The 14,758-nt window shown below is 62.9% G+C and carries 13 protein-coding genes and 1 tRNA gene; 8 read left to right on the forward strand and 6 right to left on the reverse strand.

Annotation, left to right across the window (positions count from 1 at the left end):
- Positions 1-33 precede the first annotated feature (33 nt).
- From KUG85_RS08035 to KUG85_RS08070, 8 genes are all read left to right on the forward strand, one after another.
- Positions 34-1,218 (forward strand): ABC transporter substrate-binding protein, encoded by a 1,185-nt coding sequence (locus KUG85_RS08035; RefSeq protein ID WP_322098560.1) that lies wholly within the window; start codon positions 34-36, stop codon positions 1,216-1,218.
- A gap of 123 nt (positions 1,219-1,341) precedes the next feature.
- On the forward strand, positions 1,342-2,256 hold the full coding sequence (locus tag KUG85_RS08040; RefSeq protein ID WP_223005227.1) for a branched-chain amino acid ABC transporter permease: 915 nt from the start codon (positions 1,342-1,344) through the stop codon (positions 2,254-2,256).
- Positions 2,257-2,260: 4 nt separating this feature from the next.
- Positions 2,261-3,238, forward strand: a complete 978-nt coding sequence (locus KUG85_RS08045; RefSeq protein WP_065816438.1) for a branched-chain amino acid ABC transporter permease — start codon at positions 2,261-2,263, stop codon at positions 3,236-3,238.
- A complete protein-coding gene (locus tag KUG85_RS08050; RefSeq protein ID WP_065816437.1) occupies positions 3,231-4,007 on the forward strand; it encodes an ABC transporter ATP-binding protein in 777 nt (258 codons plus the stop codon). The genes KUG85_RS08045 and KUG85_RS08050 overlap by 8 nt, the downstream gene beginning before the upstream one ends.
- Positions 4,001-4,696 (forward strand): ABC transporter ATP-binding protein, encoded by a 696-nt coding sequence (locus tag KUG85_RS08055; protein WP_223004805.1) that lies wholly within the window; start codon positions 4,001-4,003, stop codon positions 4,694-4,696. The genes KUG85_RS08050 and KUG85_RS08055 overlap by 7 nt, the downstream gene beginning before the upstream one ends.
- Positions 4,693-5,589 (forward strand): alpha/beta hydrolase, encoded by an 897-nt coding sequence (locus tag KUG85_RS08060; RefSeq protein ID WP_255606304.1) that lies wholly within the window; start codon positions 4,693-4,695, stop codon positions 5,587-5,589. The genes KUG85_RS08055 and KUG85_RS08060 overlap by 4 nt, the downstream gene beginning before the upstream one ends.
- Entirely contained in the window at positions 5,586-6,533 is a 948-nt protein-coding gene (locus KUG85_RS08065; protein ID WP_223004806.1) for a carbon-nitrogen hydrolase family protein, read from the forward strand. The genes KUG85_RS08060 and KUG85_RS08065 overlap by 4 nt, the downstream gene beginning before the upstream one ends.
- A 9-nt stretch (positions 6,534-6,542) precedes the next feature.
- Positions 6,543-7,190, forward strand: coding sequence for a flavin reductase family protein (locus tag KUG85_RS08070; RefSeq protein WP_223004807.1), 648 nt, complete (start codon positions 6,543-6,545; stop codon positions 7,188-7,190).
- Between the two features lie 87 nt (positions 7,191-7,277).
- Here the strand turns inward: KUG85_RS08070 and KUG85_RS08075 are convergent, their stop codons facing one another.
- From KUG85_RS08075 to KUG85_RS08100, 6 genes are all read right to left on the reverse strand, one after another.
- Entirely contained in the window at positions 7,278-7,829 is a 552-nt protein-coding gene (locus tag KUG85_RS08075; RefSeq protein ID WP_223004808.1) for a GNAT family N-acetyltransferase, read from the reverse strand.
- Between the two features lie 28 nt (positions 7,830-7,857).
- A tRNA-Phe gene (locus KUG85_RS08080) sits at positions 7,858-7,933 on the reverse strand.
- Between the two features lie 154 nt (positions 7,934-8,087).
- Positions 8,088-8,933, reverse strand: a complete 846-nt coding sequence (locus tag KUG85_RS08085; protein ID WP_223004809.1) for an ABC transporter permease — start codon at positions 8,931-8,933, stop codon at positions 8,088-8,090.
- Complete coding sequence (locus KUG85_RS08090) at positions 8,923-9,693, reverse strand: ABC transporter ATP-binding protein (protein WP_223004810.1); 771 nt, start codon at positions 9,691-9,693, stop codon at positions 8,923-8,925. Before KUG85_RS08090 ends, KUG85_RS08085 begins: the two co-directional genes overlap by 11 nt.
- 87 nt (positions 9,694-9,780) lie before the next feature.
- Positions 9,781-10,800 (reverse strand): ABC transporter substrate-binding protein, encoded by a 1,020-nt coding sequence (locus KUG85_RS08095; RefSeq protein ID WP_223004811.1) that lies wholly within the window; start codon positions 10,798-10,800, stop codon positions 9,781-9,783.
- A gap of 403 nt (positions 10,801-11,203) precedes the next feature.
- On the reverse strand, positions 11,204-14,623 hold the full coding sequence (locus KUG85_RS08100) for an indolepyruvate ferredoxin oxidoreductase family protein (RefSeq protein WP_223004812.1): 3,420 nt from the start codon (positions 14,621-14,623) through the stop codon (positions 11,204-11,206).
- Positions 14,624-14,758: the final 135 nt, after the last annotated feature.

Below are 14,758 nucleotides of genomic sequence, written 5' to 3' on the forward strand. Positions count from 1 at the left end.
CGGCTTCGTACGCGCAATTCAAGGGAGGAGAACATGACAATGGGACTTAATGGCAAGGCAAGGCGGACCGGTCTTCTGGCCACCGCGCTGGCAACGGTCATGGCCGCGCAGGCCTCTGCGGAGGAGCTGCGCATCGGCTTCATCACCACGCTTTCGACACCGGCCGGCTATATTGGCGAGGACATCCGCGATGCCTTCATGCTGGCCATCGGCGAAGATGGCAAGCTGGGCGATACGCCGGTGGTGCTCGAGGTCGAGGACGATGGCCTGAAGCCGGCCAATGCCAAGCAGTCGGCAGACCGTCTGGTGCAGTCGGGCGTCAAGCTGTTCACGGGCGTGAACTTCTCCAACGTGCTTGCCGCCGTGCAGCCGACCGTCATGAAGTCCGGCGGCTTCTATGTCAGCGTCAATCCGGGACCGTCCGTCTTTGCCGGCGAGAAGTGCAACCCCAACTACTTCGTCGCCTCTTATCAGAACGATGCGTTCCACGAGGCGGCGGGTCTTGCGGCCAACAAGCTCGGCTACAAGAAGGTCGTGATCCTTGCGCCCAACTATCAGGCGGGCCGCGACGCGCTGAACGGCTTCAAGCGCACCTATGAGGGCGAGGTGGTGGAGGAGATCTACACCAAGCTCAACCAGACCGACTTTTCTGTCGAGCTGGCGCGCATTCGCTCGGCCGCGCCCGATGCCATCTACCAGTTCCATCCGGGCGGTGCCGGCATCAACTTCGCCAAGCAGTATGACAATGCCGGTCTGAAGGACAGCGTGCCCATGCTGGTGCCGGCCTTCTCACTCGACGCGCAGATGGTTAAGGCGACGGGCGATGCCGCCGATGGCGTCTATGCCTCGGCCCTCTGGACGACGGAGTTCGACAACGATGCCTCGCGCGATTTTGTCAAACGCTTCGAGGAAGCCTATGGCCGCACGCCGACCATGTATGCCGAACAGGCTTACGATACGGCAAACCTGATCGCCTCGGCGCTCGATGCCGTGGGCGGAAACATCGACGATGCAGACGCATTCCGCGCCGCACTCGCCAGGGCCGATTTCGAGCCGATCCGCGACAAATACACATTCGGCCCGAACCAGCATCCGATCCAGAACTATTATCTGACACGGTTCGAAAAGAATGCGGATGGCGAGATCGTCCAGAACGTGGTGGAGCGCATCGCCGAGAACCATCAGGACGCCTACGCCAAAGACTGCAAGATGGATTAATGGCCAAAGCCGTTTTCCTGAACGGAACTGCCCGGCGGCGATGCGTTGCCGGGCACTCCATCCGCACCGGCCCGTTCGGAGCGGGCAGCCCACCGAACCCAGACCGGCGAGCACTGGAACGCCATGATCCTCTTCATTGAACAGTTGTTGAACGGCCTGCAATATGGCGCGTTCCTCTTCCTGCTGGCCTCGGGCCTGACCCTCGTTTTCGGCATTATGGGTGTGATCAATCTCACCCATGGCACGTTCTACATGATCGGCGCCTATTGCGGTGCGCTCACTGTTGCCTCCACGGGCTCGTTTCTCATGGGGCTCCTGGCGGCCATGGCGGGCGCGGGACTCTACGGACTGCTGGTCGAAAGCGCCGTGGTGCGATGGCTCTACAATCGCGACCATCTCTACCAGGTTCTGGCGACGCTCGGCCTCATCCTCTTCACCAATGAAGCGGTGACGCTGATTGTCGGTCGTTCCCCGATCTTCATGAGCATTCCGCCCTTCCTTGAAGGTTCGGTGACGCTCTTCCCGGGACTTGCCTATCCGCTCATGCGGCTCGCGCTGATCGCGGTCGGTCTCGCAGTGGCGTTTGGGCTCTGGCTTCTGGTCAACCACACACGCTTCGGCATGCTCATGCGCGCCGGCGCCGATGACCGGCAGATGGTCGACGCGCTGGGCGTCAACATGCGCCGTCTCTATATGAGCGTCTTCGGCCTTGGCGCGATCCTGTGCGGGCTTGCCGGCGTCATGGCCGCGCCGCTGCTTGCCGTCGAGATTGCCATGGGTGAGCGTATCCTCATCACCACATTCGTGGTCATCGTCATTGGCGGGGTCGGTTCCATCCGTGGCGCTTTCGTCGGCGCCATGCTGGTGGGCATGGTCGACAGTCTCGGCCGGGCCTACGTGCCGCAGATCTTTACCGCGCTACTGCCCTATTCGGTGGCCGACACGCTGGCGGCCGGCCTGGTCTCGGCGAGCATCTATGTGCTGATGGCGCTTGTCCTTCTCGTTCGGCCCTATGGCCTCTTCCCCGCCCGGAGCTGAGCCGATGTCCAAATTCGACCGTTTCACGCTGACCGGCATTGTCATGCTTGTCTTGCTCATCGTCGCGCCCTTCGTGGTGGCGCAGACGGGCTGGCATGGCGGCCTGCCGCTTCTCACACGTATCGTCATCTATGCGCTGGCCGTGGTCAGTCTCGATTTGATCATCGGCTATGGCGCGCTGGTGAGCTTCGGCCATGCCATGTTCTTCAGCGTCGGCGGCTACGTAGTGGCGGTCCTCGCATACCACACGAATATGGGTGACACGATCTTTGGCTGGGAGGGCACGAATTCGGCGCTTGTCCTTTGGCCGCTGGCGCTACTTGCCTGTGCGCTGCTCGGTCTCGTGATCGGCTATCTGGCGCTCAAGACACGCGGCGTGCAGTTCATCATGATCACGCTCGCCTTTGCCCAGATGGTCTATTTCATTCTCGTTTCGCTGCAATATTACGGCGGGGATGACGGGCTCATGATGGATATGCGCAACACCATGCCCGGCATCGATCTGGATGACCCCTTCGCGTTTTACTATCTCGCCCTCGGCCTGCTCGTTCTTTGGGTCCTCTTCTGCCGCTTCATCGTCAACTCGCGCTTCGGCATGGTGTTTCAGGGGCTGCGCCAGAGCGAGCGCCGCGCCGTCAATCTCGGCGTCAACCCACTGCCCTTCCGGCTGGCCGCCTTTGTCATCTCGGCCGTCGGCACCGGGCTCGCTGGCGTGCTGTGGGCCAATTATGCCGAGTTCGTCACACCCGACATGGCCACCTGGGCGAAGTCGGGCGAGTTCATGGCCATCGTCACGCTGGGCGGGCTGGGCACGCTTCTCGGCCCCATCGCGGGTGCAGCCGCTTTCATCGGGCTTGAGCAGATACTCACCATCTGGACCGAGCACTGGATGATCGTCATGGGTCCGATTCTGGTGCTGATCGCATTGTTCGGCCAGCAGGGCATGCTTGGCCGCTTCCTGAAGGGAGGCCGTCATGACTGATGCACCCGCACACAAACCCGGCGAGGCAGTCCTCTCGCTCGACCACCTGCACAAGGCGTTCGGCGCACTCAAAGTCACCGACGATGTCACACTCGATGTGCGCAGCGGCGAAATCCACGCGCTGATCGGGCCGAATGGCGCCGGCAAATCCACGCTCATCGCGCAGATCTGCGGCGAGTTGCGGTCAGATTCTGGCCGTGTGCACTTCAAGGGACGCGACCTGACCGGCCTCAGCGCCTTCAAACGCGCAAGGCTTGGGCTCGGGCGTTCGTTCCAGACAACACAGCTCTGCCTCGAATTCAGTGTGCTCGAACACGTCATCCTCTCGCTCGACTGCATGGAAGGCGGGTCGTTCAACCTTTTCGCCAATCCGCGCAACGATGCCGCGCTTCGTGAAGAAGCGGTGCACTGGATCGGCAAGGCGGGGCTGGCGGGCCGCGAAAACCGGCAGGTCGCCAATCTCGCTCATGGTGAGCGCCGCCAGCTCGAACTCGCCGTGGCGCTTGCGCGAAAGCCGCATGTGCTGGTGCTGGACGAACCCATGGCAGGCATGGGCGCAGAAGAATCCGCCCGCATGGTCGACCTGCTTCAGGAGCTGAAGGGCGAATACCCCATGCTTCTGGTCGAGCATGACATGGATGCCGTGTTCACCCTCGCCGACCGCGTCAGCGTTCTGGTCTATGGCCGGATCATCTTCACCGGCACGGTGGACGAGGTGCGGCAGGATGCGGAAGTGCGCAGCGCCTACCTGGGAGACGAAACATGCTGAAAGTCACTGGTCTCGAAGCGGGATACGGCGTCAGCCAGGTGCTGTTCGGTATGGGCTTCGAAGTCCCGCGGGGTTCGGTCACCTCGCTGATCGGCCGCAACGGCATGGGAAAGACCACCACCATTCACACCATTCTCGGCATGGTGCGTGCGCGCGGCGGCGACATCCAGCTTGAAGGCGAAAGCATCACCGCCCTGCAGCCCAATGCCATTGCCCGGCTGGGCATCGGGCTGGTGCCGGAGGGGCGGCGGGTCTTCCCCTCGCTTACGGTGGAGGAAAATCTGGTCGCCACCTCCCGGCCGGGCGGTGCGGACGGCTGGAGCCTCGAACGCATCTACGATCTCTTTCCGCGCCTGAAGGAGCGGCGCGGCCAGTTTGCCGCGACACTTTCGGGCGGTGAGCAGCAGATGCTGGCCGTGGGTCGCGCACTTCTGACCAATCCCGCGCTTCTCATCCTGGATGAGGCGACGGAGGGGCTCGCGCCCGTCATCCGCGCCGACATCTGGGCGACGCTGCGCCGGTTGAAGGGGCTCGGCCAGTCGATCCTCGTGGTCGACAAGAACCTGAAAGAAATGGCCCCGCTCGTCGACCGGCACCACATCGTCGAGAAGGGCAGGGTGGTCTGGCAGGGCTCGCCGCAGGAGCTGGCAGCCAATGAAGACCTTGCCCATCGCTATCTGGGGGTATGAGCATGGATGCCGCAGCACCGCTTTTCAGGGGCATGGACCAGCCGACGCTGGAGCGTGAATACAATGCGCGCGAAAGCGTCGCCTCCTATGAGGCCGAGCACGCCCGCTACGTTGCCGAGAGCGAGCAGGTCCGGCAAAGCCGCGCTGCAAAGCGCGATATCGTCTACGATCCGCAGAGCGGCGCAATGCTCGATCTTTACCTGGCGGGTGAAGGCAGCCCCGTCTTTCTGTGGATTCACGGTGGCTACTGGCGCGGTGGCTCGAAGGAGGACAATGCCTTTGCAGCGGGCGGCCTGACGGCACACGGCATATCCGTCGCGGTGATGGACTATACGCTCGCACCCGAAGCCGGTATCGGCGAGATGGTGCGTCAGGTGCGCAGCGCCGTCGCCTGGCTCAGGAACAATGGCGCTGAGCGCGGTCTCGATGTGGAGCGGATCCATGTCGGCGGCTCGTCTGCCGGCGGGCATCTGGCGGGCATGGTGCTTGCCGATGGCTGGCTTGAGGCTTTCGACCTGCCGCCGGACACGATCGGCACGGTTCTCGCCCTGAGCGGGCTGCACGAGCTAGAACCCCTGCAGCACACGCAGGTGAATGGCTGGATGCGGTTCGACACCGCCTCCATTGCCGAAAACTCCCCGATCCGGCACATCCCCGCGACATCCGGGGCGCGGCTGATTGCCTCGGTCGGTGGGCTCGAGACAGGCGAGTTCATCCGTCAGACGCTGGACTATGCCGCGGCCTGGAAGGCAGCAGGCCATGCGGCGCAGGTTATCGACATGCCGTCGCACAATCATTTCGATATTGCGCTCAGTCTTTGCGAGCCCGATGGTGTGCTGGTCGAGGCCGTCCGCGCCGCGATTGTCCGAGATGCTCAGGGAGAAATCGTATGAAATCGTTCAAGGCAGCCGTCGCACAGACGGCGTCCAACCCCGCCGACGCGCTTGCATCTGCCGGGAAGGCAGCAGCCATCATCCGCGAGGCAGCGGGTGAGGGGGCGAAACTCATCGTCTTTCCTGAAGCCTTCCTCGGCGGTTATCCCAAAGGCGCTTCTTTCGGCGCGCCCATCGGCATCCGCAAGCCCGAGGGCCGCGAGGCTTTCAGGGATTATTACGAACGCGCCATCGATCTCGACGGTGAGGAAGTGGCGCTGATCGCCGAGGCGACGGCTGAGACGGGTCTGTTCGCCGTCATGGGCTGTATCGAGCGCGACGGTGGCACCCTCTATTGCACGGTTCTGTTCTTCGATGGTGAGAAGGGGCTTATCGGCAAGCATCGCAAGCTCATGCCGACAGCCGGCGAGCGCCTGATCTGGGGCTTTGGCGACGGCTCCACCATGCCGGTTTTCGAAACCCCGCTTGGCCGCATCGGCGCGGTCATCTGCTGGGAAAACTACATGCCCATGCTGCGCATGCACATGTACAACCAGGGCGTCAGCCTCTATTGCGCCCCCACCGCCGATGACCGCGACACCTGGCTCCCCTCGATGCAGCATATCGCGCTGGAAGGCCGCTGCTTCGTTTTGAGCGCCTGCCAGCACATCACGCGCGGCGCGTTTCCCGACGATCACGAATGCGCGCTGGGCGATGATCCCGACACCGTGCTGATGCGTGGCGGAAGCGCCATTGTCGATCCGCTCGGAAACGTCCTCGCCGGCCCGGATTTCGAGGGCGAGACGGTGCTTTACGCCGACATCGACATGGCCGCCGTGGCGCGCGGAAAATACGATTTCGACGTGACGGGCCACTATGCCCGGCCCGATATATTCCAGCTCCGGGTGGATGACCGTCCAAAGCGCGCCGTCTCCAACATAAGCGATGAACCCCTGAGCGAATGACGGCACCCGATGCGCTTCAAGCTTGACGAACTCGACCCGCAGATCGGCTACAAGGTGATGACGGCGACCGTCACGCCGCGCCCCATCGCCTGGGTGACGAGCGTGTCCTCCGAAGGCGTGGTCAACGCCGCGCCCTACAGCTTCTTTAATTTGATGGGGCACAGACCACCCACCGTCGCCATCGGCGTGATGGCAGACCCCCAGCGCGGCTTCAAGGATACGGCGCGCAACATTGTCGGCGGCGGAGAGTTCGTCGTGAACCTTGTTCCCGAGCGTCTCGCGGCAGCGATGAACATCACGTCCATGGATGCGCCGGAAGATGTCAGCGAGCTTGACTGCGCCGGCCTGACGGCTTTGCCCGCCGAGCAGGTGGCGCCGCCTCACATAGCCGAGGCTCCTGTCTCTTTCGAATGCGTCAGCCACAGCGTTCTCGTCACCGGTCCGCATCAGGCGCTGGTCGTTGGCCGCGTGGTCGAAATCCGCGTGGCCGACGATTTCGTGATCGATGCCGAACGTGGCCACATCGACACGCCCGCGCTTGGCCTTATCGCCCGTATGCACGGCCGCGGCTGGTATGCCCGCTCCAGCGATACGTTTCAGATCGATCGCCCGACCTATGCCGACTGGCTGGCCGGCGAAGGCCGTCAGGTCGGCTGACGACCGACCCCTGGTTTGCGTTCTTCTCTTGCCGGGGTGTCGCGTGCTGCCCATCGGGCGCGTGTTTGCGAGGAGATAAGTGGCCGGTCAGAACCGGTGAATCAGGTGAATGTCGTCAGGCTCCATCCTGACCAGCGTGGTGTCCGGTCTGGGCGCCAGCACGGCACCCTGGCGCAGATAGAATTCCACCGTTCGTCGCGTCGAGGTGGATGAGATATAAAACCCTGCGGTTCCTGGGCCTTCCGACGCTTTCCTGCATTCCGCGTAGAGCCGGGCGGCCAGCCGACGACCTCGCCAGCCATGGCTTACATGCAGAAATGCGAGCTGGCGCAGGTCCGGGTAATCTCCCACCGGGCGTGCATCGACGACACCGGCCGCCACCAGCTCTTCCCTGCAGAAAGCTCCGAGAAAGACGCCGCCATGATCGAAACAGTCGAGCAGGATGGGCGTGTATTGTTCCGGCTCACCTTCCGGCCAGTCGCGTGTATCGTAAAACTGCCGCTGCAGATGCAGCGCGCCATCTTTCACACAATAGGTCTCTTCCACGAGTTCGCGTCTGTCGATCTGCCAGAGAAGCACCACTTCCGGGCGCTCCAGAGGGCGGATTTCGATTGCGCGGGTGTCGTCGGACCTGTCCAAGGCAAGATTTCGCAAGGTTGATGAAAAATGGTGCCCAGGGGCGGAATCGAACCACCGACACGCGGATTTTCAGTCCGCTGCTCTACCAACTGAGCTACCTGGGCAAACCCTGCTTCGCATTGCCGGGACAGAGATTTCTGCTGGCGGTGGCGGGGTTGGTTCTCCGCCGGAAGCGCGTGGGTTATAGCACGAGATTTTCCGCTGACAAGCGCCCTTCGGTCGATTTGCAGGGACTTTTTTCAAAACCCCCGTGAACCCTCATGTTCGCCATGAAAGAAGACGCTTTTCAAGCTTGCCGATCAGCCAGGCAATGATGAGGCCGATGACCGAGAGAAGCGCCACACCGGCGATAAGCTGGTCAAGGGCAAAAAGCGCACCGGCCATCAGGATATAGGCCCCGACACCGAATTCAGCGCCGATCATCTCTGCCGCCACAAGCAGGACGATGGCGATCGAAGCCGAGATGCGAAAGCCCGACAGGATGGCCGGCATCGCGCCCGGCACGATGATCTTGCGCACGATGGACAGCCACGAAAGGCCGAAGGACTGGCCCATGCGGATGAGATTGCGGTCGACATTATCCACCCCGCCATAGGTGGCGATCACGGTGGGGAAGAACGTGCCAAACAGGATGGTCGCCACCTTCGAGCCTTCGCCAATGCCGAACCAGATGATGAAGAGCGGTAAAAGCGCGATCTTCGGCACCGGAAAAAGGGCGGAAACAAGCGGCAGAAGGCCGGCGCGGGCAAGGGAGAAGAGGCCGATGAAAAGGCCGACCGCAATGCCCAGAAGGCTGCCCAGCGTCCAGCCGACAATGAGCCTGTAGAGACTGGCGCCCAGATGTTTCCACAGCATGCCCGTCTGGAAGAGATCGACCAGCGCACCGAACGCCTCGGAAGGGGCTGGCAGGGCAATTGCGCTGATAAAGCCCGAACGCGAGCCCAGCTCCCATACGGCGAGAATGGCGAGGAAAACGAGCGGCGCGACGGGGCCCAGCGGACGGTGGACAAAGCCCCCGCCCCGGAAGGGCACTGGGCGCTGGCCGCCTGTTTCGGAAACACCGGCGCCGGCGACGGGTACGTCGCGCGTGGCATCATGCGACATTGGCGATCTCCCGGTCGGCTTCGCGCGCTTCCTCGCGCATGATGTCCCAGACGCGGCGCTGCAGGGTCTCGAGCTCCACCAGCCGGTCGGCACGCTCGGCAAGCGGCATGTCGATCTCAACCACGTCGCGGATGCGGCCGGGACGGCGGGAAAGCACGATGATGCGGCGGCCAAGCCGCACGGCCTCGTTGAGGTTGTGCGTGACGTAGCAGGCGGAAAACCGCTCGCGGGTCCATAACGCCACGAGATCGTCCATCAGGAGTTCGCGTGTCTGGCTGTCGAGCGCGGAAAGCGGTTCGTCCATCAGCATGATGGCCGGCTTGACGGCGAGCGCGCGGGCAATGGCCACGCGCTGCTTCATGCCGCCGGAGAGCTGCCGGGGCAGCGCCTTTGCGAAGTCGGACAGATTGGTGCGGGCGAGCACATCGGCGATGATGGCCCGCCGTTCGGCGGCTGCGATGCCGTGATCTTCCAGAACGAGGCTGACATTGCCTTCCACGCTGCGCCAGGGGAGCAGGGCAAAATCCTGAAAGATGTAGGTAAGTGGGTTGAGAGACCCTTCCGGCTCGGGTCCGGCAAGGAGCGCCCGACCTTCATCGGGCTTTTCCAGTCCGCCGGCGATGCGCAGCAGCGTGGACTTGCCGCAGCCCGAAGGGCCGACGATGCAGACAATCTCCCCATCATTCACCGTGAGCGAGACGTCGTCCAGGACGGTTGTGCCACCGTAGTGATGGGTGATGTTCTGGAGTTGAAGCTGCATCCGTTGCTTGTACCGTTCCGCCCTCAGCCCTTCGACAGGCTCAGCCCTTCGACAGGCTCAGGATGAGGGCGGAGGTCCGGCGATCTCCTATCGGGTTTCCACGAAGCTGGTGTCGACCAGCTTTTCCATCGTCACGCCATCGGGCACGAGGCCTTCAGACTTGAACCACTCAAGCTGATCCTCGACGCTGGCGACGCTGAGGGCTGCCCCTTCATTGATGCGCATGGCGCCGGCGCGGATGCGCGGATCGGCTTTCTCAAGCGGCTGGTCGGAATAGACGTATTTGTGGATCATCTCGACGATTGCCGCGGTGTCTTCCTCGCTCATGGACTTGTCGACGAGGGCGGCGTTGTAATCGCTGATGCCCTCGGAAAGGCCGGCGAGGAAGCGCTCGACCAGATCCTTCTTTTCGGTCGCATTCTTCGTCGAGGTGAACACCGTGGTGACCTGATAATTGTCGATATAGTCGGAAATCTTGCCGATCTCGACCACTTCATCGCCCCTGGTCAGCGCGCCGGCGATGTTGGGCACGATGGACCATGCATCGATCTGGCCGCTTTTGAGCGAAGCGATGATGGCCGGCACCTTCTGCAGCGGCTTCACGTGGATTTCGGAACGGTCAAAGCCTTCCTTGTCGGCGATCTTGTGCGCCATGTAGTGGAAGGAGGAGCCGGCGGTGGTGATGCCGTAGGTGTGGCCCTTCAGATCGGCTGGCGTCTTCATGCCGGCATCATATGCGGCCCTGGAGGCGAGGATTTTCTGGCCGTCGATCTCGGGCGTTTCCTGCAGCGCGCCGCCGATGATCTTGATCACGCCCTTGTCGGCAAGACTGATCAGGCCACCGGAAATGGCCGTCATGCCGAAATCGACATCGCCCGAGGCAATGGCGACCGCCATGGGCTGCGCGGCCTGGAAAGACACGAATTCGACATCAAGATCCTGCGCTTCGAAATAGCCTTTCGCCTCGGCAATGATGCTGGGCGAATGGGATGTGAGCGACAGAATGCCGACATTGATCTTGTCTGCCGCCTGTGACGGCAGGGCAAAGCCGGCAAACGCGGCGGAAAGGGCGAGTGCACCAAGCGTACGGCGGGTGATGGCAGTCATCGGGGACCTCTCAGAATATCTTCAACTGATGCTATTTGCACAGGCGGCGGACCGGAGCAAGCAAATGGGGCGACAAGAAGGTCAAAAGATTTTGTGAAATTGTTTTATATCAGAGCCTTACGAGGGGTTGGCGCAGAGTGAGGGGCCGGACGCAAAGCGCGTTTCACGAGCGTTTGCACCGCACTCCCTCTGGTTGACATGCAAGGTGCCCGTCCTCTCCCTGGTGATCCTATGGCTTGACCATAGGATCCATGCCGTAGCTGTGGCGACGGCAAAGGCGTGGAAAATGAAGCGCTTCTTTTTGAGAGGCTGCGATTTAACCTTGGCGTTTTGGCATGGATCCTCGGGTCGGGCCCGAGGACAACGAAGGAGCGGGGAGGGAGGGGGGACTATCGGGCTGTGCCTAAAGACGCGCATCCACCTCTTCGCGGATGCGCTTTGCGGCTTCCTCTTTCACCGGGCCGTAGCCGCGGATCTGCATCGGCAATGCAAGCGTCTCGGCAAGTTCTGCCGCATTGCCGGCGTCGAGTTTTGAAAGCGCCTTCTCCACATGCGCCTCGTACCATCCGATCAGTTCGCGCTCCATGCGCCGCTCGGCGGTGTAGCCGAACGGATCGAAGACGGTACCGCGCAGGCGTTTCATGCGGGCGAGCATGCGGAACGGCAGGCGCACCCAGGGGCCGAACTCGCGCTTGAGCGGCCGTCCGCGCGCGTCACTGCCGGAAGCAAGGAAGGGCGGGGCGAGATGGTGCACGATGCGATAGTCGCCCTCGAACTCGTCTGCGATGCGGGCAGAAAAGCCCGTTTCAGTGTGGAGCCGCGCGACTTCGTATTCATCCTTGTAGGCCATCAGCTTGAACAGGGAGCGGGCGACGGCCCGGCTGACGGCATCATTGCCCAGCGGAGCCTCGGCGGTGCGCACGCGATCCACCAGACGGCGGTAGCGCGCGGCATAGGCCGTGTTCTGATAGTCGGTCAGGAAGGCCTCGCGGCGGGTGACGATCGCGTCGAGCGTTCCGTCGGTCTGCGGTTTCGGGTCGAGCAGGCCCTTCAGCGCGTCAGGCTTTTCTGCCGCCAGACGACCTATGAGGAAGGCGCGGTGGTTCTTCTCAATGGCGACGCCGTTGAGCACGATGGCCTGGGTGAGCGCATTGAGCGAGACGGGCACGAGGCCCTTCTGCCAGGCGAAGCCAAGCATCATCACATTGGCGAACACCGTGTCGCCCATGAGCTTTTCGGAAAGACGGTTGGCGTCCATGGCAGCGAGCGCATCCTTGCCCGTCACGCCTTCGATGGCGGCAAGCCGCCGGTCGACGCGAAGGCTCGCATCGCGCTTGCGCACGATGTCGCCGGTGGGCATCTCGGCAAGGTTCACCACCGCGCGCATGCCGGGACGGTAGCTGGCCGACGCCTTGGGGGAGGACGACACGACAATGTCGCAGCCGATCAGGGCGTCGGCGGCGCCCCGGTCAATGCGCACCTGATGAATGGCGTCGGGTGATGACGCCAGCCGGACATAGGAGAGCACCGGCCCGAACTTTTGGGCAAAGCCCGTGAAGTCGAGCACGCTGGAGCCCTTGCCCTCCAGATGCGCGGCCATGGTGATGAGCGCGCCAACGGTGACGACGCCGGTGCCGCCGACGCCGGTGATCATCAGGTCGAAGGGCTTGTCGAGAGCAGCAGGCTCCGGATCGGGGAGGCCAGCGGCAAGCCGTGTCAGGTCGATCTCCATGCCGGAGCGCTTTTTGCGGGTTGCACCTTCGATGGTGACGAAGCTCGGGCAGAAGCCATTTACGCAGGAGAAGTCCTTGTTGCAGGACGACTGGTTGATCTTGCGCTTGGTGCCGAACTCGGTTTCGAGCGGCTCGACGGAGAGGCAGTTGGATTCCACCGAACAGTCGCCGCAGCCCTCGCAGACGAGGTCGTTGATGACGACGAATTTCTTCGGGTCTTCCATCTGGCCGCGCTTGCGGCGGCGGCGCTTCTCGGTGGCGCAGGTCTGCTCATAGATGAGGACCGAGACACCCTTCACCTCGCGCAGCTCGCGCTGGACGGCGTCCATCTCGCGGCGGTGATGGATGGTGGTGGCGGCCGGCAGTTCGCCGGGCTGGAACTTGTCCGGGTGATCGGAGACGAGCGCGATGCGCTCCACACCCTCGGCGCGCGAGGCGTGGGCAATCGCCTGAACGCTGACGGGACCATCCACCGGCTGGCCGCCGGTCATGGCGACGGCGTCGTTGTAGAGGATCTTGAAGGTGATGTTGGCCTTTGCGGCAATCGCCTGCCGCACGGCCATGGAGCCGGAGTGATACCAGGTGCCTTCGCCGAGATTCTGGAAGACGTGGTTCTTGCCGGTAAAGAGCGAGGAGGCTGCCCAGTTCACGCCCTCTCCGCCCATCTGGATCAGCGAGGTGGTTTCGCGGTCCATCCAGCTCGCCATGAAATGGCAGCCGATGCCGGCCAGCGCCTCGGACCCCTCGGGCACCTTGGTCGAGGTGTTGTGCGGGCAGCCGGAGCAGAAATAGGGGGTGCGGGTCGCGCCTTCCACCTGAAGCGAAATGGCCGGTGCTGCGAGGATTTCTTCAGCGCGAGCCACGAAACCGTTTCCGGGGAAAATGCCTTCGAGCCGCCGGGCGACGATGGGCAGAAGCAGGCGTGGCGAAAGCTCGCCGGTCCACGGCACGAGGCGTTCGCCATCCTCGTCGCGTTTGCCCACCATGGCGTGCGGCTTGTGGCCGGGCCAGTCGTAGAAATATTCCTTGAACTGGCTTTCGACGATGCCGCGCTTTTCCTCAATGACGAGGACTTCCTGCTTGTCTTTCACGAAGTCGAGTGCTGCGCGGTGGGCGAGCGGCCACACCATGCCGACCTTGTAGATGTCGATGCCGAGCTGCCGGCATTCGGCTTCGCCGACGCCCAGAAGGCGCAGCGCCTCCATCAGGTCGAGATGGGCCTTGCCGGTGGTGACGATGCCGAAACGGGCATCCTTCACATCATAGATGTGGCGGTCGATGGGATTGGCTTCGGCAAACGCCAGAACGGCGTGCTTCTTCGCCTCCATACGCTCCTCGATCTGCGGGCCGGGCAGGTCCGGCCAGCGATAGTGGAGCCCGCCGGGAGGCGGGGTGAAATCGGGTGTGGCAAACACGCGGGGGGCGGGGATTTCGATGGAGGCCGCCGATTCCACCGTTTCCGAGATGGCCTTGAATCCGACCCACATGCCCGAGAAACGCGAAAGCGCGTAGCCATATTCTGCGAAGGCCAGATATTCCGACACGCTGGCCGGATTGAGCGTGGGCATGAACCACGCCATGAAGGCGACGTCCGACTGGTGCGGCATGGAGGAGGAGACGCAGCCGTGATCGTCACCGGCAACCACCAGCACGCCGCCATGGGGCGAGGAGCCATAGGCGTTGCCATGCTTCAGCGCATCGCCCGAGCGGTCGACGCCGGGGCCTTTGCCATACCAGAGGCCGAAAACGCCTTCGACCTCGCGCTTCGGATTGGTCTCTACCTGCTGGCTGCCGAGCACGGCGGTGGCGGCGAGATCCTCGTTGACGGCGGGGAGGAATTCGATGCGGGCGGCGTCGAGCCGGTCCTTCGCCTTCCATAACTCCAGGTCGAGCGCGCCCAGCGGCGATCCGCGATAGCCGGAGATGAAACCTGCCGTGTCGAGGCCGCTTGCGCGGTCGCGGCGCGCCTGATCGAGCACGGCGCGCACGAGCGCCTGCGTGCCGGTCATGAAGACGCGGCCCTTCTCCTGGGTGTAGCGGTCCTCGAGCTCATAGCGCGCGAGTTCGCCGGCCTTGGGTTGGACGGTCATGCAATTCCTCCAGTGCAGACTGGAAGAATTCTAAACCGGCAGGGGTGGAATTTTGTGCCAGATTTGGCGATTGGAATTTGGTTTCTGGAAGGATTTTCCGATATATACGGGTGTATCGGAGAATTTTTCAGGATT

This window comes from Nitratireductor rhodophyticola (assembly GCF_019891355.1).
GTDB lineage: Bacteria > Pseudomonadota > Alphaproteobacteria > Rhizobiales > Rhizobiaceae > Nitratireductor > Nitratireductor rhodophyticola.

Excerpts from the sequence above, each read along its gene's own strand:
- KUG85_RS08060 (WP_255606304.1), top strand. The coding sequence starts at position 4,693 with ATGAGCATGGATGCCGCAGCACCGCTTTTCAGGGGCATGGACCAGCCG.
- KUG85_RS08090 (WP_223004810.1), bottom strand. The coding sequence starts at position 9,693 with ATGCAGCTTCAACTCCAGAACATCACCCATCACTACGGTGGCACAACC.
- KUG85_RS08100 (WP_223004812.1), bottom strand. The coding sequence starts at position 14,623 with ATGACCGTCCAACCCAAGGCCGGCGAACTCGCGCGCTATGAGCTCGAG.
- KUG85_RS08065 (WP_223004806.1), top strand. The coding sequence starts at position 5,586 with ATGAAATCGTTCAAGGCAGCCGTCGCACAGACGGCGTCCAACCCCGCC.
- KUG85_RS08070 (WP_223004807.1), top strand. The coding sequence starts at position 6,543 with ATGCGCTTCAAGCTTGACGAACTCGACCCGCAGATCGGCTACAAGGTG.
- KUG85_RS08095 (WP_223004811.1), bottom strand. The coding sequence starts at position 10,800 with ATGACTGCCATCACCCGCCGTACGCTTGGTGCACTCGCCCTTTCCGCC.
- KUG85_RS08055 (WP_223004805.1), top strand. The coding sequence starts at position 4,001 with ATGCTGAAAGTCACTGGTCTCGAAGCGGGATACGGCGTCAGCCAGGTG.
- KUG85_RS08045 (WP_065816438.1), top strand. The coding sequence starts at position 2,261 with ATGTCCAAATTCGACCGTTTCACGCTGACCGGCATTGTCATGCTTGTC.
- KUG85_RS08040 (WP_223005227.1), top strand. The coding sequence starts at position 1,342 with ATGATCCTCTTCATTGAACAGTTGTTGAACGGCCTGCAATATGGCGCG.
- KUG85_RS08050 (WP_065816437.1), top strand. The coding sequence starts at position 3,231 with ATGACTGATGCACCCGCACACAAACCCGGCGAGGCAGTCCTCTCGCTC.
- KUG85_RS08035 (WP_322098560.1), top strand. The coding sequence starts at position 34 with ATGACAATGGGACTTAATGGCAAGGCAAGGCGGACCGGTCTTCTGGCC.
- KUG85_RS08085 (WP_223004809.1), bottom strand. The coding sequence starts at position 8,933 with ATGTCGCATGATGCCACGCGCGACGTACCCGTCGCCGGCGCCGGTGTT.